Annotated in this window: 22 protein-coding genes; 6 read left to right on the top strand and 16 right to left on the bottom strand. The window is 66.6% G+C overall.

Annotated elements, in window-relative coordinates; translation table 11 throughout:
- Window positions 1-27 precede the first annotated feature (27 nt).
- From P0645_RS06140 to P0645_RS06160, 5 genes are all read right to left on the bottom strand, one after another.
- A complete protein-coding gene (locus P0645_RS06140) occupies window positions 28-492 on the bottom strand; it encodes an Hsp20 family protein (RefSeq protein ID WP_284163695.1) in 465 nt (154 codons plus the stop codon).
- Window positions 493-641: 149 nt separating this feature from the next.
- Entirely contained in the window at window positions 642-1,466 is an 825-nt protein-coding gene (locus P0645_RS06145) for a trypsin-like serine peptidase (protein ID WP_284163696.1), read from the bottom strand.
- A 77-nt stretch (window positions 1,467-1,543) separates the two neighbouring features.
- A complete protein-coding gene (glcF, locus tag P0645_RS06150; RefSeq protein ID WP_284163697.1) occupies window positions 1,544-2,848 on the bottom strand; it encodes a glycolate oxidase subunit GlcF in 1,305 nt (434 codons plus the stop codon).
- A gap of 3 nt (window positions 2,849-2,851) precedes the next feature.
- Window positions 2,852-3,958, bottom strand: coding sequence for an FAD-binding protein (locus P0645_RS06155; RefSeq protein ID WP_284163698.1), 1,107 nt, complete (start codon window positions 3,956-3,958; stop codon window positions 2,852-2,854).
- Window positions 3,959-4,025: 67 nt separating this feature from the next.
- On the bottom strand, window positions 4,026-5,459 hold the full coding sequence (locus tag P0645_RS06160; protein WP_284163699.1) for an FAD-linked oxidase C-terminal domain-containing protein: 1,434 nt from the start codon (window positions 5,457-5,459) through the stop codon (window positions 4,026-4,028).
- A 76-nt stretch (window positions 5,460-5,535) separates the two neighbouring features.
- Between P0645_RS06160 and P0645_RS06165 the strand changes: the two genes are divergently transcribed.
- Window positions 5,536-6,243, top strand: coding sequence for a DUF599 domain-containing protein (locus P0645_RS06165; protein WP_284163700.1), 708 nt, complete (start codon window positions 5,536-5,538; stop codon window positions 6,241-6,243).
- A 60-nt stretch (window positions 6,244-6,303) separates the two neighbouring features.
- Window positions 6,304-7,695 carry an arylsulfotransferase family protein gene (locus tag P0645_RS06170; RefSeq protein WP_284163701.1) on the top strand — a complete coding sequence of 464 codons (1,392 nt, stop codon included), beginning with the start codon at window positions 6,304-6,306 and terminating at the stop codon, window positions 7,693-7,695.
- 8 nt (window positions 7,696-7,703) lie between these two features.
- Here P0645_RS06170 and P0645_RS06175 read toward each other — a convergent pair whose 3' ends face one another.
- From P0645_RS06175 to P0645_RS06190, 4 genes are read right to left on the bottom strand one after another with little or no spacing between them, the layout of a single operon-like run.
- Complete coding sequence (locus P0645_RS06175; RefSeq protein WP_284163702.1) at window positions 7,704-9,809, bottom strand: hypothetical protein; 2,106 nt, start codon at window positions 9,807-9,809, stop codon at window positions 7,704-7,706.
- Entirely contained in the window at window positions 9,806-12,589 is a 2,784-nt protein-coding gene (locus tag P0645_RS06180) for a DUF4159 domain-containing protein (protein ID WP_284163763.1), read from the bottom strand. Before P0645_RS06180 ends, P0645_RS06175 begins: the two co-directional genes overlap by 4 nt.
- A gap of 14 nt (window positions 12,590-12,603) precedes the next feature.
- Complete coding sequence (locus tag P0645_RS06185) at window positions 12,604-13,497, bottom strand: DUF58 domain-containing protein (protein WP_284163703.1); 894 nt, start codon at window positions 13,495-13,497, stop codon at window positions 12,604-12,606.
- Window positions 13,494-14,498, bottom strand: a complete 1,005-nt coding sequence (locus P0645_RS06190) for an AAA family ATPase (protein WP_284163704.1) — start codon at window positions 14,496-14,498, stop codon at window positions 13,494-13,496. The genes P0645_RS06185 and P0645_RS06190 overlap by 4 nt, the downstream gene beginning before the upstream one ends.
- An 86-nt stretch (window positions 14,499-14,584) precedes the next feature.
- Here P0645_RS06190 and P0645_RS06195 point away from each other — a divergent pair, with 86 nt between their 5' ends.
- Together P0645_RS06195 and P0645_RS06200 are read left to right on the top strand one after the other, a co-directional pair.
- Window positions 14,585-15,157 (top strand): DUF1285 domain-containing protein, encoded by a 573-nt coding sequence (locus P0645_RS06195; RefSeq protein ID WP_284163764.1) that lies wholly within the window; start codon window positions 14,585-14,587, stop codon window positions 15,155-15,157.
- Entirely contained in the window at window positions 15,157-15,906 is a 750-nt protein-coding gene (locus tag P0645_RS06200; RefSeq protein WP_284163705.1) for a hydroxypyruvate isomerase family protein, read from the top strand. The genes P0645_RS06195 and P0645_RS06200 overlap by 1 nt, the downstream gene beginning before the upstream one ends.
- Window positions 15,907-15,992: 86 nt before the next feature.
- On the opposite strand, the gene P0645_RS06205 is transcribed toward P0645_RS06200, so the two are convergent.
- Entirely contained in the window at window positions 15,993-16,970 is a 978-nt protein-coding gene (locus P0645_RS06205) for a cation diffusion facilitator family transporter (protein ID WP_284163706.1), read from the bottom strand.
- A 74-nt stretch (window positions 16,971-17,044) separates the two neighbouring features.
- Here P0645_RS06205 and P0645_RS06210 point away from each other — a divergent pair, with 74 nt between their 5' ends.
- A complete protein-coding gene (locus P0645_RS06210; protein WP_284163707.1) occupies window positions 17,045-17,455 on the top strand; it encodes a MerR family transcriptional regulator in 411 nt (136 codons plus the stop codon).
- Window positions 17,456-17,480: 25 nt separating this feature from the next.
- Here P0645_RS06210 and polA read toward each other — a convergent pair whose 3' ends face one another.
- From polA to P0645_RS06240, 6 genes are all read right to left on the bottom strand, one after another.
- Complete coding sequence (gene polA, locus P0645_RS06215; RefSeq protein ID WP_284163708.1) at window positions 17,481-20,312, bottom strand: DNA polymerase I; 2,832 nt, start codon at window positions 20,310-20,312, stop codon at window positions 17,481-17,483.
- A 95-nt stretch (window positions 20,313-20,407) separates the two neighbouring features.
- A complete protein-coding gene (locus P0645_RS06220) occupies window positions 20,408-21,118 on the bottom strand; it encodes a TIGR02117 family protein (protein ID WP_284163709.1) in 711 nt (236 codons plus the stop codon).
- Between the two features lies 1 nt (window position 21,119).
- On the bottom strand, window positions 21,120-21,533 hold the full coding sequence (locus P0645_RS06225) for an SRPBCC family protein (protein ID WP_284163710.1): 414 nt from the start codon (window positions 21,531-21,533) through the stop codon (window positions 21,120-21,122).
- Window positions 21,530-21,715, bottom strand: coding sequence for a zinc-finger domain-containing protein (locus P0645_RS06230; RefSeq protein ID WP_267633468.1), 186 nt, complete (start codon window positions 21,713-21,715; stop codon window positions 21,530-21,532). The genes P0645_RS06225 and P0645_RS06230 overlap by 4 nt, the downstream gene beginning before the upstream one ends.
- 60 nt (window positions 21,716-21,775) lie before the next feature.
- Window positions 21,776-22,153 carry an HIT domain-containing protein gene (locus tag P0645_RS06235; protein WP_284163711.1) on the bottom strand — a complete coding sequence of 126 codons (378 nt, stop codon included), beginning with the start codon at window positions 22,151-22,153 and terminating at the stop codon, window positions 21,776-21,778.
- Between the two features lie 8 nt (window positions 22,154-22,161).
- Window positions 22,162-23,739 carry a DUF5928 domain-containing protein gene (locus P0645_RS06240; protein WP_284163712.1) on the bottom strand — a complete coding sequence of 526 codons (1,578 nt, stop codon included), beginning with the start codon at window positions 23,737-23,739 and terminating at the stop codon, window positions 22,162-22,164.
- Window positions 23,740-23,877: 138 nt separating this feature from the next.
- Here P0645_RS06240 and P0645_RS06245 point away from each other — a divergent pair, with 138 nt between their 5' ends.
- Window positions 23,878-24,696, top strand: a complete 819-nt coding sequence (locus P0645_RS06245) for a sulfotransferase family protein (RefSeq protein ID WP_284163713.1) — start codon at window positions 23,878-23,880, stop codon at window positions 24,694-24,696.
- The last annotated feature ends 10 nt before the right edge of the window (window positions 24,697-24,706 follow it).

Genomic DNA, 24,706 nt, shown 5'->3' on the forward strand with positions numbered 1-24,706 from the left:
TCGATGAGCGACCCGGGGTCTCTCGGCTCAGGCCTCGATCGTCTCCAGCGCCTTCGCCTCGACCGTGTCGCCCTTGGCGATCTCGATCCGGCGCGGCTTCAGCGCCTCGGGCACTTCGCGGACAAGGTCGATATGCAGCATGCCGTCGGCATGGGTCGCGCCCGAGACGCGCACATGATCGGCCAGCGCGAAGCGGCGCTCGAAAGCGCGCGTCGCGATGCCGCGATGCAGATAGGTGCGCGGGCTCTCTTCGGCAGCCTTGCGGGCGGCGACGGTCAGCGCGCCGTCCTTCACCTCGACCGACAGCTCGTCGGCGGCGAAGCCCGCGACGGCGATCGAGATGCGATAGGCATTCTCGTCGGTCTTCTCGATATTGTAGGGCGGGTAGGCGGGCTGTGCGACATCGGCACTCAGCACCCGGTCCATCAGGTCGGCGATCCGGTCGAAACCGACGGTCGCGCGGTAGAGCGGGGCAAAATCATAGCTACGCATGGTCATCCTCTTCAAGCGATGGTCAGGGTCCGCCCCATATGGGCGCGGACAGGTTGATCGCCGGAACCCGCATGCGGCATCCCGGCCCCCTCCATCTGGGAAGACTTCGTCAGGCTTTCAAGGGCTTCGCAAGGCCTGCCTTCAGTTCCTCACGGTTTGAGGAATTTCGCCCCGTTCGCCCCGGCAGGCGCACCGATCTGCGGCAGACGGCTGAGCGTCACGCCCCCCTGCATTTCGGTCTCGGCACTGGCGAAAGCGCTGCGCAATTCGATTAGGGGCTCGCCGATCTGGGCGCCAAGCGAGACAAACTTGCCATCCAGTTCCGCCTTGGCAGAGACGACCGAAACGATGCGCGGCACGCCGCCCTCGACCCGGAAGATCGGCGCGCCGGACGAGCCGAAATCGACCGAGCAGGAAAAGACATTCATGCCCGGCTGCGGCCCGATCATCCGGCAGCTTTGCTGCAACGACGGCACCTCCGAGCGGTCGAATGCATAGGACACCACCTCGACCTGCTCATCTGTCATCGGGTCGGTGCCGATGGCGAAGGGTCGGACCTGTGTAAGCCGGATCGGCTGGTCCAGCTGCAGGATCGCCAAGTCATAGGGCACGCTGTTCACATTCTCCGGTCCGAGGAAGGCATAGGACGGATGAGCCATCGAGCGCCGCACGCCGCGATAGGCGACGGCGCGGCCATTGCGCCAACCGGCGAGGAATTTGAATTCCCCTGCGGAAAAAGGTCTGCCGCTGTACTGATCATACAGGCAATGGGCCGCCGTCAGCACCAGATCGGGCGCGATCAGCGCCCCCGTGCAGAAGGCACGGTCGGCGATGTCGATACGGCCGACCGCCTCCCAGCCCCGGCTCTTGTCCGCGGTCGCCAGCGCCTCGAGCGCCGAATCCTTCATGTCATCGGCCACGACCGGGCCAGCCAGTGCCGACATCAGCAACAAAAGCAGTGCAAGCGCACGCATCAGAGACTCCGCCAAACACCGTCGCGATACAGGACGGCTGCGGCGAGATTATGGCTCACATGGTTAAGAAGTCGCAATCATGTGGCGGCGCCCGTCGCAGGCCCAAGCGCCCGCGGCCGTGGCCCGCCGGTCGCCCAGTTGATCAGCTCGATCGTATGCACCACCGGGACCGCCGTGCCGGAGCCGATCTGCATCATGCAGCCGATATTGCCCGCCGCGATCACCTGCGGCGCCCGCGCCTCGAGCGTCTCGATCTTGCGCCGCTTCAGCTCGGCCGACAGCGCAGGCTGCAGGAGGTTGTAGGTCCCGGCCGAGCCGCAGCAGAGATGGCTGTCGGCGGGCTCGACCACCTCGAAACCCATGGCCCGCAGTAGATCCTTCGGCGCCGATTTCACCTTCTGGCCGTGCTGCAGCGAACAGGCGGCATGATAGGCGACCCGCAAGGGCTCGGGCGCCCTGCCCTCTGGCGCAAGCCTGACCAGCAGTTCACTGACATCGCAGGCAAGGCCTGCCACCGCCGCCGCATCCGCGGCAAGGTCGGAGGAGCGGAACATATGGCCGTAATCCTTCACCGTCGTGCCGCAGCCCGAGGTGTTGATCACGATGGCGTCGAGACCCTTCGCGCGCTTCTCTGCCATCCAGGCGCGGATATTGGCGGCGGCGGCGCCGTGCGCCTCCGCCTCGCGCCCCATGTGATGGGTCAGCGCCCCGCAGCAACCCGCGCCCTCCGCCACCACCACCTCGCAGCCGAGCCGGGTCAGCAGCCGGATCGTCGCATCGTTGATGTCGGTATTCAGCGCCTTCTGCGCGCACCCCGTCAGCAGCGCCACCCGCATACGCGGCGCGCCCTCGGGCGCGAAGCTTTGGGGATCGTCATTGCGGCTGACCGGCGGCACCTGTTTCGGCGCCATCGCCACCATCGCCCTCAGCCGCGCGTCGGGCAGAAGCCGCGCGAAGGGCCGCGCCATCTTCGCGCCCAAGAGCGCCAGGCGGAAGCGGCCGGGATGGGGAATGACTTTCGCCAGAACCCAGCGCAGCCAGCGATCACGCCAGGGGCGCCGGTAGGTCTTCTCGATATGGGCGCGGGCATGGTCGACGAGATGCATGTAATGCACGCCCGAGGGGCAGGTCGTCATGCAGGCGAGGCACGACAGGCAGCGATCGACATGGCGGACGACCTTCTCGTCGGCCGGTCTGCCGCTTTCGAGCATCTCCTTGATCAGGTAGATGCGGCCGCGTGGGCTGTCGAGTTCATCGCCAAGGATCTGATAGGTCGGGCAGGTCGCGGTACACATGCCGCAATGGACGCAGGACCTGAGGATCTCGTTCGCCCGCGCGAGCCCCGGGTCTTTCAGCTGATCGTCCGTGAAAAAGGTCTGCATCGCTCAACCCATCAGGCCGGGGTTCAGAAGATGCTTGGGATCGAACCTGTCGCGCAAGGCCCGCGCGAGCACCGCAACCGGCGGCGCCTCGGGCGGAAAGGTCGCGATCCGCGCCCGCGTCTCCGCCGCCGCCCGGATCAGCGTCGCGTGACCCGCGACAGGTCCAAGCCGTGCGCGCAGATCGGCCCCCGCCGCAACGCGCAGCCATATCCGCCCGCCGCCCCAGTCGAAAAGCGCATCCTCCGCCTCGGCCCGCGCCGCGATGCCCGGCGCGTCGGACGGTTTCACCGCAAGACACCAGACATCGCCCGGCATCTGGTGAAAGGCTGCCACATCGCGGACGGCCTGCCACTCCGCGCCGCCCTCGCCGATGTGGGACCAATCGCCAAACCGCGCGAGACGCGCGCAGAGCCGCTCCGCCCGATAGGCGACCGAGGGAGCGAAACCCTCTATCCGGATCAGCGTGCGTCCCGTGCCGCGATGATGCGCCGCCCCCGTCACCTCGAAAGGCGAGCCGAGCGCGTCGGCCATCGCCGCCACCGCCACCTCGGGCGAAAGGGTCTCGCACAGAAGCGTCGCCGCCGTCTCGGGCCGGGGCAGGAGCTTGAAGGCAACTTCGGTGATCACCCCGAGCGTCCCCCAGCTTCCGGCCATCAGCTTCACCAGATCATAGCCGGTGACATTCTTCATCACCCGCCCACCGTTCTTCACCACCGTCCCGGTCCCGTCGACGAACCGGACCCCGATCAACGCATCGCGACAGGCCCCCGCCTGCACCCTGCGCGGGCCCGAGACATTCGCGGCAACCATGCCGCCCACCGTCGGCTCGCCCGCCATCCCCAGAAGCCCGCGCCAGTCGGCCGGTTCGAAGGCCAGCCTCTGACCCTCGCCCGCCAACAGCGCCTCGACCTCGGCAAGCGGCGTTCCGGCCCGCACCACCAGCGTCAGCGCCTGCGGCTCGTAAAGCGTCACGCCGCGCAGGCCCGAGACATCCAGCACCTCGCCCGCAACCCCCCTCCCGACCGGGCGCGTTCCTCCGCCAAGGATGCGAAGCGGCGAGGTCGCTGAGGTGATCCACTCGGATAGTTCCTGCTCGGTCGTGACCTTCACCCTGCCGCCTTCATCTTGGTTCAAATACCTTCGGGGGTCCGGGGGCAGACAGCCCCCGGCGTTCGTCTCAGGCGCCACGCCGGGCGGCGCTCGCTTCCAGCGGAAAGACCTTCGCCGGGTTCAAGAGCCAATCGGGATCGAAGACATCCTTCACCCGCATCTGCGCCTCCATATCTTCCTCTGTGAATTGCGCCACCATCAGGTCGCGTTTCTCGATCCCCACGCCATGCTCGCCCGACAGACAGCCGCCCACTTCGACACATAGCCTGAGGATATCGGCCCCCAGCGCCTCGCATTTCTCCAGATCGCCCGGCTTGTTGGCGTTGAAGAGAATCAGGGGATGCATGTTGCCGTCGCCCGCATGAAAGACATTGGCCACATCGAGCCCGTACCCCCGGCTCATCTCGCCGATGCGCTTCAGCACATGCGGCAGGGCCGAGACCGGGATCGTCCCGTCGAGGCACATGTAATCGTTGATCCGCCCCATCGCCCCGAAGGCCGACTTGCGGCCAAGCCAGATGCGGGCGCTTTCCGCCTCCGACCGGCTTTCGCGCAGCTCGACCGGGTCGTGGCGCCGCGCGATTTCGCCGATGCGGGCAAGCTGGTCGTCGATCTCGGCCGGGCTGCCCTCGACCTCGATGATCAGAAGCGCCTCGCAATCGGGATAGCCTGCCTTGGCGAACTCTTCGCAGGCGCGGATGCAGGGCCGGTCCATGAATTCGATGGCGACCGGCAAGACGCCCGCGCGGATGATGTCGGCGACGCAGGCGCCTGCCACCTCGTTCGAGTTGAAGCCGATCAGCACCGGCCGCGCGCCCTCCGGCTTGGGCAAGACTCGTAGCACCGCTTCCGTCACCACGCCCAATTGGCCTTCCGACCCGCAGATCACGCCCAAGAGGTCGAGCCCGCCCGCCTCCATCCACGGCCCTCCGATCTCCACCACCTCGCCCGCCATCGTCACCAAAGTGACGCCAAGAAGGTTGTTGGTCGTCACCCCGTATTTCAGGCAATGCGCCCCGCCGGAATTCATCGCGATATTGCCGCCGATGGCGCAGGCAAGCTGGCTGGACGGGTCCGGGGCGTAGAAGAACCCCTCGCCCTCGACCGCACCGGTGACCGACAGGTTGGTGCGCCCCGCCTCGACCCGGATGAAGCGGTTGGCGAGATCGGTCTCCAGCACACGGTTCATCCGCCCGAGGCCAAGGATCACCGCGTCAGAGGTTGGCAGCGCACCGCCCGACAGCGAGGTGCCCGAACCGCGCGGCACCACCGGCACGCGCTCCTCGCGGCAGATCTTCAGCGCGGTCGCCACTTCCGCAGTGGTTCCCGGCAGAAGAACCGCGAGCGGCGGGCAGCGATAGGCCGAGAGCCCGTCGCATTCATAGGCGCGGGTCTCGGCCGGATCGTCGATCACCGCCGCGCTCGGCAATACCGCGCGCAGCCGCGACACGATGGCGGCCTTGCGGGCGATCACTTCGGCATTGGGGCGCGGCAGCTGCATTTTCCCTCCATTTGGTAAAATCATATTACCAATTTATGCGATTGGCAAGCGAAAGCGCCGACGGCAGGATGCGCGCATGAGCTTCCTGCCGACCCTCTCCGCCCTTTCGCCGCTGGAACTTCTGGCCGGGCTCTTCCTGCTGCTCTCCTGGCTCGCCATCGGCTGGTTCATCGAACATCCGCCAGCGCGCCACCCGTCGGTCAGCCATCTCATGCAGGCCTACCGGCGCGAGTGGATGCGGGAGTTCGTGACCCGCCAGCCGCGCATCTTCGACGCGACCATCGTCGACAGCCTGCGCCAGGGCACGAGCTTCCTCGCCTCGGCCTGCATGATCGCCATCGGCGGCGGTGTCGCCATGATCGGCAATGGCGAACAGTTGCGCGGCATCGCCGACGATCTGGCACTCGGGCCGGAGCCTCTGCTGATCTGGCAGGGCAAGATGCTGATCACCGTCCTGTTCGTCACCAATGCGATGCTGAAATTCATCTGGTCGCACCGGCTGTTCGGCTATTGCGCGATCCTCATGGGATCGGCGCCCAACGATGTGGACAGCCCCGTGGCCTATGCCCGCGCCGCCCAGGCCGCAGAGATCAACATCCTTGCCGCGCGCAGCTTCAACCGGGGCCTGAGATCGGTCTATTTCGCGCTGGGGTCGCTTGGCTGGCTGCTCGGGCCGCTCGCGCTTCTGGTCACGACGGCGGCCACGCTCTACCTGACATGGCGGCGCGAGTTCGCCTCGCGATCGAGGGGGATCCTGCTGTTGGGCGCCGAGCCGACGCCTTAATCTTCTTGCCAAAGCCCGCAGAAGCGTCAGTATGGCGCTGTTTAGCAAGCGTTCTGGTTCATGGCGTCCCTTTCCAAACTTCTTTTCGTCGTCGGCCTGTGTTTCCTGACATTCGTCTGGGGTGTCGTCGCAACGACGAAGCAGGTCTTTCCCTATCGCTATGTCCAGCATGTCCTGACCGGGATCGACGCCTGGAAGAAGATGGAAAAGACCCGCCTGCCGCAGCATGTCATCGGGCCGGCGCCCGATGCCAGCGGCCCGTCCCCGGTCCGCGCCCTCGCGACCAGCGGCTCGGACGACCTGATCCTGATGACCGGGGGCTTCTTCGAACGGCAGGATATCTGCCCGTCCTTCGGCTGCATGGCCGCGATCATGGACCGAAGCGGCAAGGTGCTTCACAGCTGGCAAGCCGATCCGGCGATCCTGTTCGCCACCGAGAAATTCGCCGACTTCACCGGACAGCCCGATCCGCTGAACATGAACGTCCAGGGCGTCGATATCGACGGCGACGGCAATCTGATCGTCGTGTTCCAGGGCCGCAACATCTTTCCCTATCAGGTGGGGATTGCAAAGTTCGGCTGGGACGGCGGGCTTCTGTGGCAGCGGATGGACAACAGCCATCACTGGCCGACGGTCGGCCCCGACGGTCGCATCTATGTGCCGATCTCGCGCATCGCCCGCGACGAGACCCATGTGGCCGGCACCTCCGAACCGCTCGATTGCAAGGGCGGCGCGGTCTTTGAAGAGGGTGTCCAGATCCTCGCCCCCGACGGAACCGAATTGCACCGGTTCTGGATGGCGGACGCGGTCCTTGCATCCGACATGCAGGGGCTTGCCTATTCGGTGCGCACCGACTGCGACCCATATCATGTGAACGGCATCACCCTTCTGACGCCCGTGGCGGCGCAGAAACTGCCCGGAACGCAGGCAGGCGACCTTGTCGTGTCGCTTCGCTCCTCGTCGTCACTTGTGGTGATGGACGCGGAGACCGGCGAGATCAAGCATGTGACGGTCGGGCCAATGGTCGCACAGCACAGCCCGCATGTCCTGCCCGACGGCAGCTTCGCGGTCTTCGACAATCTCGGATCGCACGACACGCCCGGCGGCAGCCGCGTCCTGCGGCTCGATCCGGTCACCGGTCGCAGCGAGACGATTTTCCCCATCGCCGAGAATGCGGCGGGCTGGGGCCTGAATTCGAACGCACAGGGCCAGATCAGCTTTTCCGACGATGGCACGCGCATGCTCGTGGCCTCGACGCTCGAAGGGCTGGTGTATGAGGTAGAGGTCGCGACTGGCAGGGCCTTGTGGGAATACAGGTCGATCTCCGACATGCGGCCCTATCTGGAGATGACGGGGCAGTCGCCCGGAACGGACCGCTTTTTCCGGCTACAGACACAAGGCGCCCGGTTCGTGAGGGCGGCCGACTATGAGAGGTTCGCCGCAAGGGGCTGACCCGCCTGTCAGCCCGCGCGCCGCCTCTGCCCTTCGCTCAGCCAAGCGAGCAGCATCAGACCGGCACCCACGAGGAGCCAGGCCCAGTCGGGCATGAAAGGTTGCAATTTCAGATCGACGGTCCGGTAGGCCTCGCGCGGGGTGATGCCGATCCAGCCGCGGCCGATGGCTGGGCGCCCGGCGCGGACGGCGCGCACATCGGGCAGCCCGTCCTCGATCCGCGTCACGCCGCCGCCGGTCGCCTCGGCAAGCGGCGCGAGAAGATCGCCGCTCGCCACCGCCGCCTCAAACTCGCGCGGGCTTGCCGAACCCAGCGCGAAGACCCGTTCCAGATCGCCCTCGACGATACGGTAGAGGCCCGGGCCGGGCGGTGCCCAGACCTTGGCGTAAAGGCCGGGCTTCACTTCGGCCAGCGGCAGATAGACCGTCTTTCCATCCGGCCCGGTGACCTTGGCGACATGCTGCCCGCCCGGCTCCATCGTCCGCCGCTCGATCGTGACCTCGGAGCCCTTCACCGTCGCGGTCAGCGCCTCTTCCTCCAGGTCCGGTTCCTTCATCGCCCAATGAGCGAGGCGACGCAGCAATTCCTGTTGCGGTCCGCCCCCCTCGAACCCGCGGGTCCAGAGCCAGGCCTGATCGGACGCCAGAAGCGCCACGCGACCCTCGCCCGCCCGGTCCACAACCAGCAGCGGCTTGCCCTCCGGACCTTCCATCAGCGTCTGACCGCGCGCATGGCGCACATCGACATAGCGCAGCCAGCGCCCCCAGGGCCCCTCGCCGCCCGGTGGCCTGTCCTTGGCCCAGGCTTCCTCCAGCCCGTCGGTCACCGGATGGCGCTTGCCTAGATCGGACAGCTTGGGAAGATAGGGCCCCTCCAGCACCCGCGTCGTCGGCGCGGCGGGCATGATGTCGCCGAGCGCCGAATAATAGATGCTCTCGACCGAGGCATAATCCGCCCCCGCCGCCACCAGAACCGCGCCGCCGTTGAGGACATAAGAGCGGATATTGTCGAGATATTGCGCGGGCAGGATGCCGCGCAGGGGATAGCGGTCGAAGATGATCAGGTCGAATTCGTCGATCTTGTCGACGAACAGCTCGCGCGTCGGGAAGGCGATCAGCGCCAGTTCCTCGACCGGCACGCCATCTTCCTTCTCCGGCGGCCGCAGGATGGTGAAATGCACCAGATCGACCGCGCTGTCGGACTTCAGAAGGTTTCGCCATGTCCGTTCGCCCGCATAGGGCTCGCCGGAAATCAGCAGCACGCGCAGACGGTCGCGCACGCCGTTCACCTGCACTACGGCGGCATTGTTCCGCTCCGTCAGCTCGCCCGGACTGGTCGCGACCGTCAGTTGCACGATGTTCTGGCCCGCATGGTCGAGCTTCAGCGGCAATTCAAGGTCGGCATTGACCGGGATGTCGTAGGAGGCCGCAGGCCCGCCATCGACCGAAATCGCGATCTGCACCAGCCGACCCGCCTCGGCAGCGGGCATCGCGCCCTGTTCCTCGACCCTGAGGCCGATCACGCTTTCCTCGCCGATGATACCGAAGGCGGGCGCCTCGGTGATCTTCAGCCGCCGGTCCCAATCGCGCTTGCGACCGGTCAGCAGTACATTGAGCGGCGCGGGAACCGTCAGCGCGAGGTCGGGGTCGTGGATCTGCCCGTCGGTGATCAGGATCGCGCCGGCGACGCGCGATTGCGGTTCCTCGGCCAGCGCCCGCGCCAGCGCGGTCTTCAGAAGCGTTCCACCTTCGACCTCGGCATCCGGCACCTCGATCCGCCGCACATCGACGCCGGGCATCGCGTCAAGCTCTGCCGTCACCTTGGCGAGCGCCGCGTCCGCCTCTGCCATGCGGTCCTTCAGTCCCTGACTGGCGCTGCGGTCGGTGACCACCAGCACGATATCGTCAAGCTTCTCGCGCGTCTCGAATTTCAGTGCAGGCCCCGCGAGGGCGGCAAGGAAGGCCAGGGCCGCAAGTCCGCGCAGGACTGTCCCCCTCAGGCCGCGCCAGCCGGACAGCGCCACGGCCAGCACCGCAACAGCGGCCAAGGCCAGAAGAACCGGCAGCGGCAAGAGCGGCGCGAAGGCCAGCTGGCCGAGGTCGAGACCGGTCATTGCCCCAGCCTTTCGAGAAGTGCCGGCACATGGACCTGATCGGATTTGTAATTGCCGGTCAGCACATACATCACGAGGTTGATGCCGAACCGGTAAGCGATCTCGCGCTGACGGTCGCCTGCAAGGCCGCGCCCGACCGGATAGGCGGGATTGCCATATTCATCCATCGCCCAGGCCGAGGCCCAGTCATTGCCACCGATCACCACCGGGCTGACCCCATCGTTGAGGTTGCGGAAGGGCACGCCCTCGGCCTGTTCGGCATCGGGCGGCGCCGCCTCGACCCAGATGGCGCGAGAGGTATGGCGGCCGGGGAAGTCCTGCAGCAGATAGAAGCTGCGGGTCAGCACATGGTCCTTGGGCATAACCTCCAGGGGCGGAATGTCGAGAAGCGCGGCCAGTTCCTGCAGGCGCCGACCCTCCGGTGTCTGCCCCCCACCACCCGCAAGGTCGGCATCCCGCGTGTCGAACAGAATCATGCCGCCGGTCTGCAGGAAGCGGTTCAGTTTGCGGTATGCCTCGACCGAGGGCGCGGGCTGGTTCAGCGATATCGGCCAGTAAAGGAAGGTGAAGACCGACAGGTCGTCCCGTTCCAGATCGACCGCCATCGGCGCGCCCGGTTCGACCGAGGTGCGCTGGGTAAGGATGGCGGACAGGCCCGAAAGCCCGGCCTGTGCCATCTCGTCCACCCGCGGATCGCCGGTCACGACATGACCAAGCACCATGCCGCCCGCCGCCTCCAGTAGCCGCGCCTCGTCCGTCTCCGCCGCCCGTGCCGTTCCCCCCATCAGGCCGAGAAGCGCCGCGCCGCCCACCACGGCCACGAAAAGCGCCACCGGCACCCTGCGCGGTGCGCCGAGGCGGCCCTTGAGGCGCCCCGTCAGTATCAGCGTTGCCAATACGTCTGCGAGCATCAGCAGCACTGCCAGCGACAGCACCCAGCCCTTCAGCGGCCGCTCCTCTGCCCGGTCCAACCCCTCGATCACGGTTCCAGCGGGCCAGCGGGCGGGGCCGAGCGTCCGGCCGGGCGCGAGCACGTTCAGCGCGAAACTGCGCTCGTCGCTTTGGTAAAGTCCGGGCGGCATGTCGGGCGCCGGGATATTCCCGGCCAGCCGTGCGCCGGGCACGCCGCCGATATCCTCGGCGGGCGCAAGCGCGCCGTAAGCGTCCATCAAACGCGAGGCCTGCCAGACGGTTCCCGTCATATCCTTTTCCGCCGGGCGGTTCGGCTGACTTGAAATCGCCAGCCGGTCGAGCATCGAGACATAGAGGCCCGACAGGGGAAGGCCCGACCATTCGGCATTGGCCGTCACATGGAACAGCACCACCTGCCCGTCGCCAAGCGCCGCGCGCGTCACCAGGGGCGTGCCGTCGTCGAGCGACGCCAGCACCTTGTCCGCGAGGTCCGGCGAGGGTTCGGCCAGCACCTGCGCCGTCACCTTCACCTCGTCGGGCACGGTAAGGCCTGCGAAGGGTGACCCTTCGGCAAACGGCGCCACCGTGCGTGGTGCGCCCCAGCTCATCGTGCCGCCGACCGACCGGCCGCCAGGGCGGAGGGTGACCGGCAGAAGCGGGTCGCGCATCCCGTCAAGGCCCACGGCGGCCGCAAGGCGCGGACCGGCGAAGCGGACGAGCAGGCCGCCTTCTTCCACCCATTCCGCCAGCCGGTCGGCATCCTCGCCCGGCAGGCGCGCGACATCGGCCATGACGATCACTTCGGGCGCCGCAGGCAGGGCATCGGCAAGCGTGCCTTCCACCAGATCGACGTTCGGCGCCAGCGCCTTGCGCAGGTAGTGCAAGGGTGACAGAAGCTCCAACCCTTCCTGCGGCGTCCCCGAGGCGATCAGCGCCACCTTGCGGCGCTTCAGCGCGTCATCGGCCAGAAGCACCGCGCCCGCCGAGGCCTCGCCCTCGATCTCGAGCCGCGTCACCCGGTTGCGCAACTCGGACGGCAGGTCGAAAGAGACCTCCTCGATCGCCTCGCCCGGCGTCAGTGCGACGGGCGTGCGTGCCAGTTCCCGCTCGATCCCGGCCGGATCGAGGCCCTTGGCGATCACCACCGCCTGCGGTGGCCCGCCGGGAAGCGGGTGGAACAATTTGGCCGTCACCTTGCCGTCGAGAAGCCGCATCTCGCCCAGCGCCCGGGCGCCGCGCGGGCTCTCGATCACCTGAAGCGTGCCGCGCGCGACGAGTGCCGTGGCGAGCCCTTTCTTGCCCTCTCGGTCAAGCCCGTCCGAGAGCCAGAGCGTGTCGAACCGGCCCGCAGGCAGGGCGGTGGCCATGTCTCCCATCCGCTCGGCACCGGGTTCCCAGGCCATCGGATCAAGCGCCGCGAGCCGCGCCTCAAGCGCAGCGCCATCAGAAAAGGTCAGGTCGAGCGGCGCAGGGTCGGCGAGGTTCAGGAAAGCCACTGCCCGGCCCGCCCTCCGCGCCTCTGCCAGTGCCGCACCCAGACGGGCACGCCGGGCGGACCAGTCCGCCGCATCCGCCCAGCTTGCATCCGCGACAAGCAGAAACGGCCCGCGGCCTTCGGTTTTGGCAGCGGGGTTCAGAACCGGACCGGCGAAGGCGAGGATGGCGGCGGCGATAAGTGCGAGCCGGATTAGTAGCAACAGGGGCGGCGTGCGCGCGGCGGCGCTGTCCTCGTCCTTCAGGCCAAAGAGAAGGACGATGCCCGGAAAGCGCCTGAGGATCGGCGCGGGCGGCACGATGCGCAGGAGGATCCAGATCACCGGCAAAGCGGCAAGCGCCCAGAGCAGCCAGGGTGTGGTGAAGCCGATCATGCCGCCGAAGAGCGTCACCGCGCACCCCCGAGGACCGTGTGGATCCAGACAAGCGCCGCCATCGGCGGCTGGTCGGTGCGGTGGATGGTGAACTGCCAGCCCGCCTTCGCGGCGAGCGCCTGCAACCGGTCGCGCCGCTCGGCCAGCCGTTCGATATAGCGGCGGCGCAGACCGCCCGCCTCCTGCGTCTCATGCCGCGCGGCACCGCTCATCATCTCGAAGACGGTGCGGCCCGCGAAGGGAAAATCCTCTTCCGCCGGATCGACGATCTGCATCAGCGCGCCGATCACCCCCCGGGCCGCCGCTGCAAGGACAAGTTCCGACATCCGGTCGATGTCCCCGAAGAAATCCGACAGAACCAGCGCCCGCGCCCCGCTGACGAGGGTCGCCGTGGCGAGCGCAGCCTCGGCCTCGGGCAGAGGCGCCTCATCTGCGAGGATGCCTGCCACGCGGCCAAGCTGGGCCCGTCCCGCGCGCGGCGGCGCACGGTCGTCGGCCAGTCCGAACCTTTCGCCCGCCCGTTCCAGAAGAATGGCCACCGCCAGCGCCAGCACCCGCGCCCGCGCGCCTTTTTCGGGCCAGCGCTCGGAGGAGCGGAAATTCATCGAGGCGGAACGGTCGACCCAGAGATGCACCGACTGCGCGGCCTGCCATTCCTTCTCGCGGATATAGAACTGGTCCGACCGGGCCGAGCGGCGCCAGTCAATGCGGCGGGCCTCATCCTCGGGTCGCGCCGTGCGATACTGCCAGAATTCCTCGCCCACGCCCGCACGGCGCCGCCCGTGTTCGCCGGTCTGGATCGCCGCGGCCAGTTGCCGTGCCTCGGCCAGAAGCGGCGGCAAGGCATCGGCAAGGCCACCGGCCTGCTGCCGGAGGCCCGCTGCCGCGGCTGGGCCTGCTGGGCTCATGCCGCGTCCAGCTTGAGCGCGCCACGCGCCACGTCGGCGATCAGTTGCCCCAGGCTTTCCCCCCGCGCCCGCGCCGCGAAGGTCAGCGCCATCCGGTGGCTGAGAACCGGCTTGGCCAGCGCCGCCACATCCTCGACCGACGGCGCGAACCGACCGTCGAGAAGTGCGGCCGCGCGCACGGCAAGCATCAGGGCCTGCGCCGCGCGCGGCCCCGGACCCCAGCTGACCGAGGCTTTCACCGCGGCGCCCGCATCCGTCGCATCCGGCCGGCAGGCGCGCACGAGATCGAGAATCGCCTCGACCACACCCTCGCCCACGGGCATCCGCCTGAGGACGGTCTGCGCGGCGATCAGCGCGGGCGCATCAAAGACCTGCGAAGCGATCGCCTCACCTGCCCCGGTCGTGGCCAGAAGGATGTTCCGCTCGGTCTCGCGGTCGGGATAATCCACGTCGATCTGCACGAGGAACCGGTCAAGCTGCGCCTCGGGCAGGGGATAGGTCCCTTCCTGCTCGATCGGGTTCTGGGTGGCGAGCACATGGAAGGGCGGGCCAAGCGGCCGATGCTGGCCTGCGACGGTCACTTGCCGTTCCTGCATCGCCTGCAAAAGCGCCGACTGGGTGCGCGGCGAGGCGCGGTTGATTTCGTCGGCCATCAGCAGCTGGCAGAAGATGGGCCCTTCGATGAAGCGGAAGGCGCGGCTGCCGTCCTTCGCGGTCTCCAGCACTTCGGAGCCCAGAATATCGGCGGGCATCAGGTCGGGCGTGAACTGCACACGCTGGGTCGAAAGCCCCATGACGGTGCCGAGCGTATCGACGAGCATGGTCTTGCCAAGCCCCGGCACGCCCACGAGAAGCCCGTGCCCACCACAGAGAAGCGCGGTCAGCGACAGGTCCACGACCCGTTCCTGCCCGATAAAGCGCCGGGCGATCATGGCACGCGCTTGCCCGAGCCGTTCGCCCAGCGCCTCGATATCTGCAACCAATGCGCTATCCTCAGCCATGACAGATCGGTCCTTCCCTGCTAGGTATCCCATTAAAGGCAGATTATGCGTCTGACACCAATGGGGAAAAACCGGAAGGACACCCAATCGTGAAGCCCTCGGCGGAAAACATCGCAGCGGCCGCGAAAGCCGCAGGCAAGAAGGGGCCGCCGCCGGTCCATCTGTGGTCGCCGCCCTTTTGCGGCGATCTCGACATGGAAATCCGCCGCGACGGAACCTGGTGGTATCTCGGCACGCCGATGGGGCGCATGGGGCTGGTGAAGCTTTTCTCCTCGATTATCCGCAAGGATGGCGACAGTTATTTTCTGGTAACGCCGGTCGAGAAGGTCGGCATACGGGTGGTGGACGCGCCTTTCGTGGCGACTGACTTCCGGGTCGAAGGTACCGGGCGAGATCAGGTGCTGACCTTCGTCACCCATGTCGACGACGAGGCGATGGCGGGCCCCGACCATCCGATCCGCGTGGTACGCGACGCCGAGACCGGCGAACCCTCGCCCTATATCCATATCCGCGCCAACCTCGAAGCGCTGATCGACCGCAAGACCTTCTACCGGATCGTGGAGCTTTGTGTGCATGAGGCGCACGAGGGCGAGCAATGGTTCGGCCTCTGGTCCAGCGGTGTCTTCTTTCCCGTCATCCCCTCGGCCGAGCTGCCCTGATGCCTGCCTTCGCGGCCAATCTGACCCTCCTCTTCACCGAACTGCCGCTGATGGAGCGGTTCGCGGCGGCGAAGGCTGCGGGCTTCGAGGCGGTGGAGGTTCTCTTCCCCTATGACGAAAGCGCGCAGGAGATGCGCGACCAGCTGGTGGTGAACGGGCTGACGTTCGTGCTGATGAACACGCCGCCGCCGAACTGGACCGGCGGGGACAGGGGTTTTGCCGCCGTGCCGGGTGCGGAGGCGCGGTTCCGCAAGGATTTCGACCGCTGCCTGCGTTTCGCCGAAGTTCTGAAACCGCAGCAGATACATGTGATGGCGGGCGTGACCGACGATCCTGCGGCGCGGGCGACCTTCGTCGCGAACCTGAAATGGGCCTGCGCCCATGCGCCGCAACGCCGCCTGACGATCGAGCCGATCAACCGGATCGACATGCCCGGCTACTGGCTCGCCGATTTCGATCTCGCCGCCGAAATCCTTGACGAGGTCGCAGCGCCCAATCTCGCGCTGCAGTTCGATGCCTACCATGCCCACCGGATCACCGGCGACGTGACAGGCACCTGGGCGCGCCACCGGCACCGCGCCGCCCATGTGCAGATCGCGGGCTTTCCCGGCCGCCATGAACCCTCGGGCGGAGAGATCGACTATCCCGCCTTCTTCGCCAGGCTTGACACGGATGGCTACCGGGGCTGGGTCTCGGCCGAATACAATCCCAAGGGCGAAACGGCAGCGGGCCTTGGCTGGCTGGGCTGACGCCCTCGCGCCAGACAGGAGCAAGAGGCACCGCCGCCGTCAGGGCGCCTCCCTCCCCCTTGTGGGGAGGGATGGGGAGGGGGGCCTCAGCAGGCCCGCCCCGCGCAGCCCGCGCCTGCCCGCTCGACCTCGAAGGTCGTGTGCGACAGGCCGAACCGGTCGGCGAGCCGCGCCTTGAGGCGCCGCGTGACATCGGCGGCCTCGGCCCCGTCGGCGAGCACAAGATGCGCCTCAAGCGAATTGCGCCGCTCGTCGATCTGCCACAGATGCAGGTGATGCACGTCCACGATGCCGTCCTCGGCCAGGATCGCCGCGCGCAGGTCGCCATCGGCGACATCCTCGGGAGCGGCCAGCATCAGGATGCGGATCACCGGCCCGACCTCCCTGAAACAGTGCCAGAGAATCCACACCGAAATCAGAAGCGTGATCAAGGGATCGGCCAGCCGCCAGTCGAACCACATGACCAGAAGCCCGCTGACGATCACCGCAAGCGAGGTGCCCGCGTCAGAGAGATTGTGCAGGAAGGCTGCGCGGATATTCACGCTTTCCCGCGCCAGCCGGAAGGTCAGAAGCGCAGTGACGGAATTCACGATGAGAGCGACCCCGGCGAGGATCACGACCACGCTGCCCTCCACCGGCGGCGGGTCGACCATGCGTTCGACCGCCGCATAGCCAAGCCAGAGACAGATGACGATCAGCGTGGTGTAGTTTACCAGCGCCGCGACCACCTCGGCGCGGGCATAGCCGAAGGACATGCCCGGATGGGCGGGCCTGCGCGCGATCCGCCGCGCGGCGAAGGCGATGATGAGCGCGAGCGCGTCCGAGAGATTGTGCATCGCATCGGCGATCAGCGCGACCGACCCGGCGATGATGCCACCCACGATCTGCGCGACGGTCAGAACGAGATTGGTCGCGACCGCCGCCGCCACCTGCCAGTCGCCTTTGCCCTCGATCCCGTGGCTGTGCGTGTGGCTGTGACCGTGGTGGTCAGGCCCACCCGCGCGGCCATGATCCGCATGATCATGATGATGGGCGCCGCCCGCCCCGTGCCTGTGTTCCGCCATCTCTTCCGCTCTCTTGCGACTCACCTGTCACGACCCTAATTCCTCTAGCGGCTAGAGGTTCAAGGACATTCCCCATGCTCTCGATCGGAGACCTGTCGCGGCGCACCGGCGTCAAGGTACCGACCATCCGCTATTACGAACAGATGGGCCTTCTGCCGCCCGAAGGGCGGACCGAGGGCAACCAGCGCCGCTATGGCCATGCCGGGCTGGAGCGGCTGGCCTTCATCCGCCATGCGCGCGACCTCGGCCTGCCGATTGAAGCTATCCGCGAACTCACTGCGCTTGATGGCAGCGATTGCGCGAAGGCGCATCCGATCGCCAAACGTCACCTGTCGGATATCCGCCGCCGGATCGAGGCCTTGCGCGGGCTGGAGGCTGAGCTTGCCCGGATCGCCGCCGCCTGCGATGGATCGGAGGGTGCCTGCCGGACGCTCGCCGCGTTCGGTGACCACGACCGATGCGAGAGCAGCCACGGCCGGTCGTGAGGGCAGCCGCACGATCAGCGGCCCGTCAATGCGCCTCGGCCCAGTTCAAACCCCGGCCCGCATCTACCGTCAGCGGCACGTCGAGATGCACGGCCGGATGGGCCGCGCCCTCCATCACCGCGCGCGCGGCGCTGATGAGCGCATCGACCGCGCCTTCCTCGACCTCGAAGAGGAGTTCGTCATGGACCTGCAAGAGCATCTTCGCGGGCAGGTCCGCGATGGCCTTCGGCATGCGGATCATCGCCCGGCGGATCACGTCGGCCGCCGCGCCCTGAATGGGCGCGTTGATCGCCGCGCGGCGGGCGAAACCTGCGGTGGGCCCTCTGGAATTGATCTCCGGCGTATGGATCTTGCGGCCGAACAGGGTCTGGACATAGCCCTTTTCCTTCGCGAAGGCGGTCGTCGCGTCCATATATTCCTTGATGCCAGGGAAACGCTCGAAATAGGTGTCGATGAAGGCCTGCGCCTCTGCCCGCGGGATGCGCAGGTTGCGCGCCAGGCCGAAGCCGGAGATGCCGTAGATCACGCCGAAGTTGATCGCTTTCGCCCGGCGGCGGACCATCGGGTCCATCCCCTCGACCGGCACGCCGAACATCTGGCTCGCGGTCATCGCATGGATGTCGATCCCCTGCCGGAACGCCTCTTTCAGGGCCGGGATGCCCGCGACATGGGCGAGGATCCTCAGTTCGATCTGACTGTAGTCGAGCGAGACGAGCCGCATGCCCGGTCCCGCGACGAAAGCCTCGCGGATGCGGCGCCCCTCGTCTGTCCGCACGGGAATGTTCTGCAGGTTCGGGTCGGTCGAGGCGAGGCGCCCTGTGTTCGCCCCCGCGATCGAATAGGAGGTATGGACGCGGCCCGTTTCGGGATTGATCGCCTGTTGCAGCGCGTCGGTGTAGGTGGATTTCAGCTTGGATATCTGCCGCCAGTCCAGCACCGCCGCCGCCAGCCGCGCCGCCGTGGGGTTCACGTCTTCAAGGGTGGTTATGTCTTCCAGCACATCCGCCCCGGTCGCATAGGCGCCGGTCTTGCCTTTCTGGCCGCCCTCGACCCCCATCGTATCAAAGAGAATTTCGCCGAGTTGCTTCGGCGAACCCACATTGAAGGGCTGACCGGCGATCTCCTGTATCTCGGCCTCGAGCCCCGCCATCTTCTGGGCGAAGGTATTCGACATGCGGCTGAGGACCTGGCCATCGACACGGATCCCGACCATTTCCATGTCGGCCAGAACCGGCACCAGCGGGCGTTCCAGCGTCTCGTAGACGGTCGTCACCTGCGCGCGATGGAGGTTCGGCTTGAACGCGCGCCAGAGGCGGAGCGTGACGTCTGCATCCTCGGCCGCATATTTCACCGCTTCGTCAATGGGGACCTGATCGAAGGTGCGTGCGGACTTGCCTGAGCCCAGAAGCGATTTTATTTCAATGGGCTGGTGCGACAGGTAGCGTTCCGACAGCCCGTCCATGCCGTGATTGTGCAGGCCCGCATGCATCGCATAGGACATCAGCATCGTATCGTCGATGGGCGCCATGCGGATGCCGAGGCGGGCGAGGATCTTCCAGTCGTACTTGATGTTCTGGCCGATCTTCAGGACCGCATCATCTTCCAGCACCGGCTTCAGCGCCGCAAGCACCTCGTCGCGCGCCATCTGACCTTCGGCAAGCGTGGCGGAGCCGAAGAGGTCGCCCGCGCCCTGCCGGTGGCCGACGGGGATGTAGCAGGCCTGCCCGGGGATGACAGAAAGCGAGATGCCCACAAGCTCGGCGCGCATCTCGTCAAGGCTTGTCGTTTCCGTGTCGATGGCCAGATAGCCACGTTCGCGGGCGAGTGCGATCCAAGCGTCAAGCGCGGCCCTGTCGCGGACGCATTCATAGGCGGCGTGATCGAAGGGAAACGCCTCTTCGTGCGCCTGCGGCTTCTCATCGGCGCCGGCCGCTGGCGCGGCGGGTGCCTCCGGCAGGGCGGGCACATCGATCTTCAGCGCCTCGGCCACGCGCTTGGTCAATGTGCGGAATTCCATCTTGGTCAGGAACTCCATCACCGCGCCCGCCTCGGGCGCCTTGACCTCCAGCTCCTCCAGCGCTTCGGCGACCGGCGCCGCGGCATCGAGCGTCACGAGCCGTTTCGAGATGCGGATCAGGTCGGCATTCACCTCCAGCGCCTCGCGGCGCTTGGGCTGCTTGATCTCGCCTGCCCGGGCGAGAAGCGTTTCCAGATCGCCATATTCGTTGATGAGAAGGGCCGCCGTCTTCAGCCCGATCCCCGGCGCGCCGGGGACATTGTCGACCGAATCCCCGGCAAGCGCCTGCACGTCGATGACCTTCTCGGGCGGCACGCCGAATTTCTCGATCACCTCGTCGCGGTCGATGCGGCGGTTCTTCATCGCGTCGAACATCACGACGCCGCCACCCACAAGCTGCATCAGGTCCTTGTCGGAGGAGATGATGGTCACATCGCCCCCCGCCTCGACCGCGCGGCGGGACAGCGTGGCGATGATATCGTCGGCCTCGTATCCCTCCATCTCCAGACAGGCGACGCCGAAGGCGCGGGTCGCCTCGCGCGTCAAGGGAAACTGCGGGCGCAGATCCTCGGGCAGCTCGGGCCGGTTGGCCTTGTACTTGTCATAGATCTCATCCCGGAAGGTCTTCGAGGAATAGTCGAAGATCACGGCCACATGCGTCGGCCCGTCCTTGCCCTTGTTGGCAAGGATCTGGCCCCAGAGCATGTTGCAGAACCCCGCGACCGCGCCGATGGGAAGGCCGTCGGACTTGCGCGTCAAGGGCGGCAGCGCGTGATAGGCGCGGAAGATGAAGGCCGACCCGTCGATCAGATGCAGATGGCTGCCCTTGCCGAATGACATTCCGTCCCCCGTTTCGCCTGACCTTCCGGTCTTCGCATGAAGAGGGGCGCTTGGCCAGACGCTGCGGTCGGGCGCCGCGGACTCGTCGGCTGCCGTCAGCCCTGCTCCTGTCCGAACCGCCACTGCGACAGGTTCACCGACCAGGTGGCGGGGGTCCAGATGCCGAAGCGGATACCGGCGGCGCGCAACTGTCGCCCGACCCAGACATTGCAGGTGTTGAAGAGGTGAAAGCGCGTGCGGCCAGCGAAGAAGGCGTCGCCTTCATAGAAACCCGGCGCTTGAACCAGAACCGGACTTCCCGTTGCCCGGTCGCGCGCGAACTCCGCCTCGATCCCGGCGATCAGGGCCTGATATTGCGCCTCTGTCAGCGCGAGCCGACGGTAGGTCGGCAGGCCCGCAAGATCGACATCCCGCCAGACCTCGACCCGCAGGACCGAGGCGTCACCAATGACCGCGCGCCAGACCGCACCGGGCGCGATGTCAGCCATCGTTCCGGTGGTCGTGTAGAAGGCGCGCGCGCCCCAGCCGACGATCAGCCAGCGGGCATCCGGATGCCCCACCGGCACGCCGCCCTGCTCGGCGAACTGGAACCGGCGGCGAAGGTCGGGATCAAGCGGGAAGACGAAATCATTGTGGATCGCCCCGGCGAGGAGACCGACTTCGCGCGCCGGATGCCCTGCGCCGCCGCGCGGGCCGCCGACCGGTCCCGCGATCAGGCCGCCCAGAACTGTCGCCGCAAGAAAGACGACGGTCGCGGCGACCAGCCAGCGCAGTGCCCGCAGAAGCCAACTTGCCGGTCGGATCACCCTACCCTCGCTCGGCGGCCGCCTTCAGATTGTCGAGATGAAAGGACCAACCGCGCTCGTGCGCCGCAATCAGCGCGGCGCGCCCGTGTTCCGGTGCGCCTTCCCAGCCGCTGTGAGTCAGGCCCAGGCGGCTCGTCTCGCCCGCTGCGGTCAGGTCGAAACAGACCTCGGTCACGAAGGTCCAGTCCTCATCCGCCCAGTCCAGCACCAGGCGCCGCGCCGGGTCGGCCAGGATCACCCTGCCGCGGGTCGCATGCGCCGCGCCGGTCGCGTCACGCCATGGTTCGCGGAACAGGCCGCCGGGCCGGGCCTCGATCACCACGTCCGGGCCCCACCACAGGCTTGGCTCCACCAGAACCGCCCACAAGCGCGAAACCGGTACCGCGACCGATCGTTCGAGCGAGAGCCCGTTCACTCCCTGAGTTTCTCGATGAAATTCTCGTGGACGTATTTCTTGTCGCAATAGCCGCATTCGACGACGCCGGTGTCATGCGGCACGGCCAGCCAGACGCGTGGATGGCCGAGCGCGCCTTCGCCGCCGTCGCAGGGGATTTTCCAGACGTTGATCACTTCGGTCTCGGGCGCGGGGATCGGCATGGTCGGGCTCTTCACAACAAGGGTTCGGCCCATTCTAGCGATGGGCGGTCGGGTGACAAGTCAGCGGGCGAGCATCGGGCCGAGCGGGCGCCCGGCAAGGAGATGCATATGATAGTGCGGCACTTCCTGATGGCCGTGGTGACCGGCGTTCGACAGCACGCGGTAACCCTGCCCGCCCTCGCCCGGGCTGATCCCCAGCTTGCGGCAGATCCCGGCCACGGCGCGGTGGAAATCGGCGATCTCCTCGGCGCTCGCATCGGCGGCGAAATGGTCGAAGCACACATAGGGGCCTTTCGGGATCACCAGAACATGCACCGGCGCGCTGGGGTTGATATCCTCGAACGCCAGCGTGTGCTCGGTCTCGATCACCGTCCGGTTCGGTATCTCGCCGCGCAGGATGCGGGCGAAGATGTTGGTCGGGTCGTAGCTGTAGGCCATGGTTGCTCTCAATCGGCAAAGAGATGGTCGGTCGCGGCAATCGCGCGCGCGGTCTCGGCGGGAATAGCAAGGAAACGCGCCAAAGACACGGCATTTTCCTCCGCACTCGCGCGCTCGCGCAGATGGAAGGTCTTGGGCAGGTCCGCATCGCGGATCCGGTCGCTTTCGAACCGCACATCGAAGCGCACGGTGGGCAGAAGCGCCTCCATCGTCTCGGGCCGGGTCGCGGGACCCGCAAGGCCAACGCGCTGCGCATGACCCTTCAGATAGTCATCGGAAAAGTCGCACTGGATTTCCAGAAGCCGCACAGTCGCGCGGTCGCCGTAGAAATCGCGGATCAGGTCGAAATCGGCGGTGTCGAGGCAGATCGCCATCCTGTCGGTGCCGAAGTGATCGAACAGCATCCGCAGAAGCGAGCGGCGATGGCGGCTGCGCTTGGCAAGCGTCGTCTCGATCCCGCCAAGATCGGGCAGCGCGGTCGCCTCTTCGGTGAAGAGATAGTCGAGCGCGGGAATGTCGCTGTGCGCGCGGATCGCGGCGGCAAGGCGCTTGGCCACGTGCCATTTCTTGCAGGCGACGAGCAGAAGCGTGCGGTTCTGCCCGATCCCCCCCTCGGCCTCCCAGAAGCGCGGAGCAAACCGCCGCCCTTCGCGGCCACGGCTGGTCAGAAACCCGTGAACCTTCTTGCCCTCGCCGGTGATGCCGAAACTGACACCGGTCTGCCCGTAAAGGTCGCCAAGCCGCGCCTTCAGATCCTGAGCTTCGGGGCTGATCTTGCGGGCGAAGAAGAAATCCTGCGCCAGAAGCATGTCGTGCTGGTCGTTGTAGAAGGCCGCGGGCATGCCATAATCGGTGAAGATCAGGAAGGTCGGCGTGCGGGTCCGGATCTCGCCCTCCGGGACCAGATGGCGCACGAGCGTCTGGAAGAAGGTCTCGTCCGGGATCCATGTCGTGCGGAAGAAGCGCATCACATCCGGCCGCGTCCGGCAAAACTCCAGCAGCGCCTCGATCGTGCGGCGCCTCAGACACCACCATTGGCTGCCGATCATGATCCTGAGGTCCGCCGGTATGGCACGCGCGAGGCCGAGGCGCTTCTGCCATTCGAAGCTCTGGTAGAAGAGCCATTTCTGCGTGCGTTCGTTGAAGACGTGGCGGTAGGTCAGCCGTTCTGCCCGCATGCCGGTCTTGATCCAGTCGCTGTCGAAGAAATCGAAGCTTTCGATATAGTCGACGTCCTCCCGGTCCAGCCGGTCGTGGATGAATTCCGCCGTCTTGATCGGCATGCAGTCGCCCGACAGCATGAAGAAATGCGTGGCGTCGGGAAAGGCCGTCTCGGCCGCGCGCACCGCATGTAGCGAGGCGGCGACAAGGCTCCATTCGCCCCAGCCGCACCTGATGCGCCGCGCGGCAAAGACCACCGAGGGATTGTCGGCAAGCGCCGCCCGGATCGCCTGATAGGCCTCCGTCGGCGCGCGCCGGTCGAAATGGATCGCGACATAATCGCCCGCCGCCGTCAGCCGCCGGGCCTGGGCGATGACCCCTTGCGGGTCCTTGTGACAGAGAAGTGTGTAAGCGATCTTCGCCATTTGCCTTGCGGTTGCCCGATTTTCGCACTCTTTCTCTGATAGATGGATTGTCCATTGAAAAGACAGTATTAGTTTGGTTCTGTCCGAAAAATTTCTTTTCAACCCCCGGATGTGAGGGGTGCAGCGAGGCGATCGGCGATGGGTTTCCCCGGAACGTGGATGACGGAAAGCGAAAGCATGGTCTATCGGGTGGTGCCGAAATGCGCCTGCTCGTCCATCGGCCAGATCATGTTCTATTCCGATCACGGCCGCTTCTTCGACGGCGACATCCATGATTCGACCGCTGGCCTTCACAAATGGGCGCAGGAGGCCAGCCAGCCGAAGATCGAGGCCAATGTGAAGGGGCACAAGAGCTTTGCCTTCACCTGTGTGCGCAACCCCTACGGGCGCATCCTGTCGTCCTTCTTCGACAAGATCGCGGGCATCCAGCGCAACGGCAAGCGCTATCGCGGCAATCTGGTGCCGATGCTGGCGCAGAAATACGGGATCGAGGTCGGCAGCCCCGAAAACGATTTCGATTTCGACCAGATCGCCAGCTTCCGGCGCTTCCTCTTGTTTGCGCGCGACACGATCCGCTGGCGCCGCCCGATGGAACCCGACATCCACTGGTCGGCCATGGCGGGCCATGTCTCGACCTATATCGTGAACGGCGGGCGCTACGACCATATCTTCTTCACCGAGAGGTTCGACGAGGGCATGCAGAAGGTCCTCGATCGGGTGAAGACGCCGGTGCCGGTCGTCCTGAAGGACGTGCCGCGCTTCAACGAAAGCGAAGGCCACGGTCCGAAGCGCGCCCATCCGATCTCGGCCTATTTCGACGATCTCTCGCGCCATCTCGTCTGGGAAATCTACAAGAAGGATTTCCAGCTCTTCCGCTACGATTTCGACGATCCCGACAACAAGATGCCGATCGGCGAAATCGACCTGGACGAGGTTCACGCGAAGCTCGGCCGCTGATACAGGGCGC

The organism is Frigidibacter sp. SD6-1, assembly GCF_030143255.1.
Taxonomy (GTDB): domain Bacteria; phylum Pseudomonadota; class Alphaproteobacteria; order Rhodobacterales; family Rhodobacteraceae; genus TMP-24.

Excerpts from the sequence above, each read along its gene's own strand:
- P0645_RS06140 (WP_284163695.1), bottom strand. The coding sequence starts at position 492 with ATGCGTAGCTATGATTTTGCCCCGCTCTACCGCGCGACCGTCGGTTTC.
- P0645_RS06145 (WP_284163696.1), bottom strand. The coding sequence starts at position 1,466 with ATGCGTGCGCTTGCACTGCTTTTGTTGCTGATGTCGGCACTGGCTGGC.
- glcF (WP_284163697.1), bottom strand. The coding sequence starts at position 2,848 with ATGCAGACCTTTTTCACGGACGATCAGCTGAAAGACCCGGGGCTCGCG.
- P0645_RS06160 (WP_284163699.1), bottom strand. The coding sequence starts at position 5,459 with ATGCAGCTGCCGCGCCCCAATGCCGAAGTGATCGCCCGCAAGGCCGCC.
- P0645_RS06165 (WP_284163700.1), top strand. The coding sequence starts at position 5,536 with ATGAGCTTCCTGCCGACCCTCTCCGCCCTTTCGCCGCTGGAACTTCTG.
- P0645_RS06170 (WP_284163701.1), top strand. The coding sequence starts at position 6,304 with ATGGCGTCCCTTTCCAAACTTCTTTTCGTCGTCGGCCTGTGTTTCCTG.
- P0645_RS06175 (WP_284163702.1), bottom strand. The coding sequence starts at position 9,809 with ATGACCGGTCTCGACCTCGGCCAGCTGGCCTTCGCGCCGCTCTTGCCG.
- P0645_RS06180 (WP_284163763.1), bottom strand. The coding sequence starts at position 12,589 with ATGATCGGCTTCACCACACCCTGGCTGCTCTGGGCGCTTGCCGCTTTG.
- P0645_RS06185 (WP_284163703.1), bottom strand. The coding sequence starts at position 13,497 with ATGAGCCCAGCAGGCCCAGCCGCGGCAGCGGGCCTCCGGCAGCAGGCC.
- P0645_RS06190 (WP_284163704.1), bottom strand. The coding sequence starts at position 14,498 with ATGGCTGAGGATAGCGCATTGGTTGCAGATATCGAGGCGCTGGGCGAA.
- P0645_RS06200 (WP_284163705.1), top strand. The coding sequence starts at position 15,157 with ATGCCTGCCTTCGCGGCCAATCTGACCCTCCTCTTCACCGAACTGCCG.
- P0645_RS06205 (WP_284163706.1), bottom strand. The coding sequence starts at position 16,970 with ATGGCGGAACACAGGCACGGGGCGGGCGGCGCCCATCATCATGATCAT.
- P0645_RS06210 (WP_284163707.1), top strand. The coding sequence starts at position 17,045 with ATGCTCTCGATCGGAGACCTGTCGCGGCGCACCGGCGTCAAGGTACCG.
- polA (WP_284163708.1), bottom strand. The coding sequence starts at position 20,312 with ATGTCATTCGGCAAGGGCAGCCATCTGCATCTGATCGACGGGTCGGCC.
- P0645_RS06230 (WP_267633468.1), bottom strand. The coding sequence starts at position 21,715 with ATGCCGATCCCCGCGCCCGAGACCGAAGTGATCAACGTCTGGAAAATC.
- P0645_RS06235 (WP_284163711.1), bottom strand. The coding sequence starts at position 22,153 with ATGGCCTACAGCTACGACCCGACCAACATCTTCGCCCGCATCCTGCGC.
- P0645_RS06240 (WP_284163712.1), bottom strand. The coding sequence starts at position 23,739 with ATGGCGAAGATCGCTTACACACTTCTCTGTCACAAGGACCCGCAAGGG.
- P0645_RS06245 (WP_284163713.1), top strand. The coding sequence starts at position 23,878 with ATGGGTTTCCCCGGAACGTGGATGACGGAAAGCGAAAGCATGGTCTAT.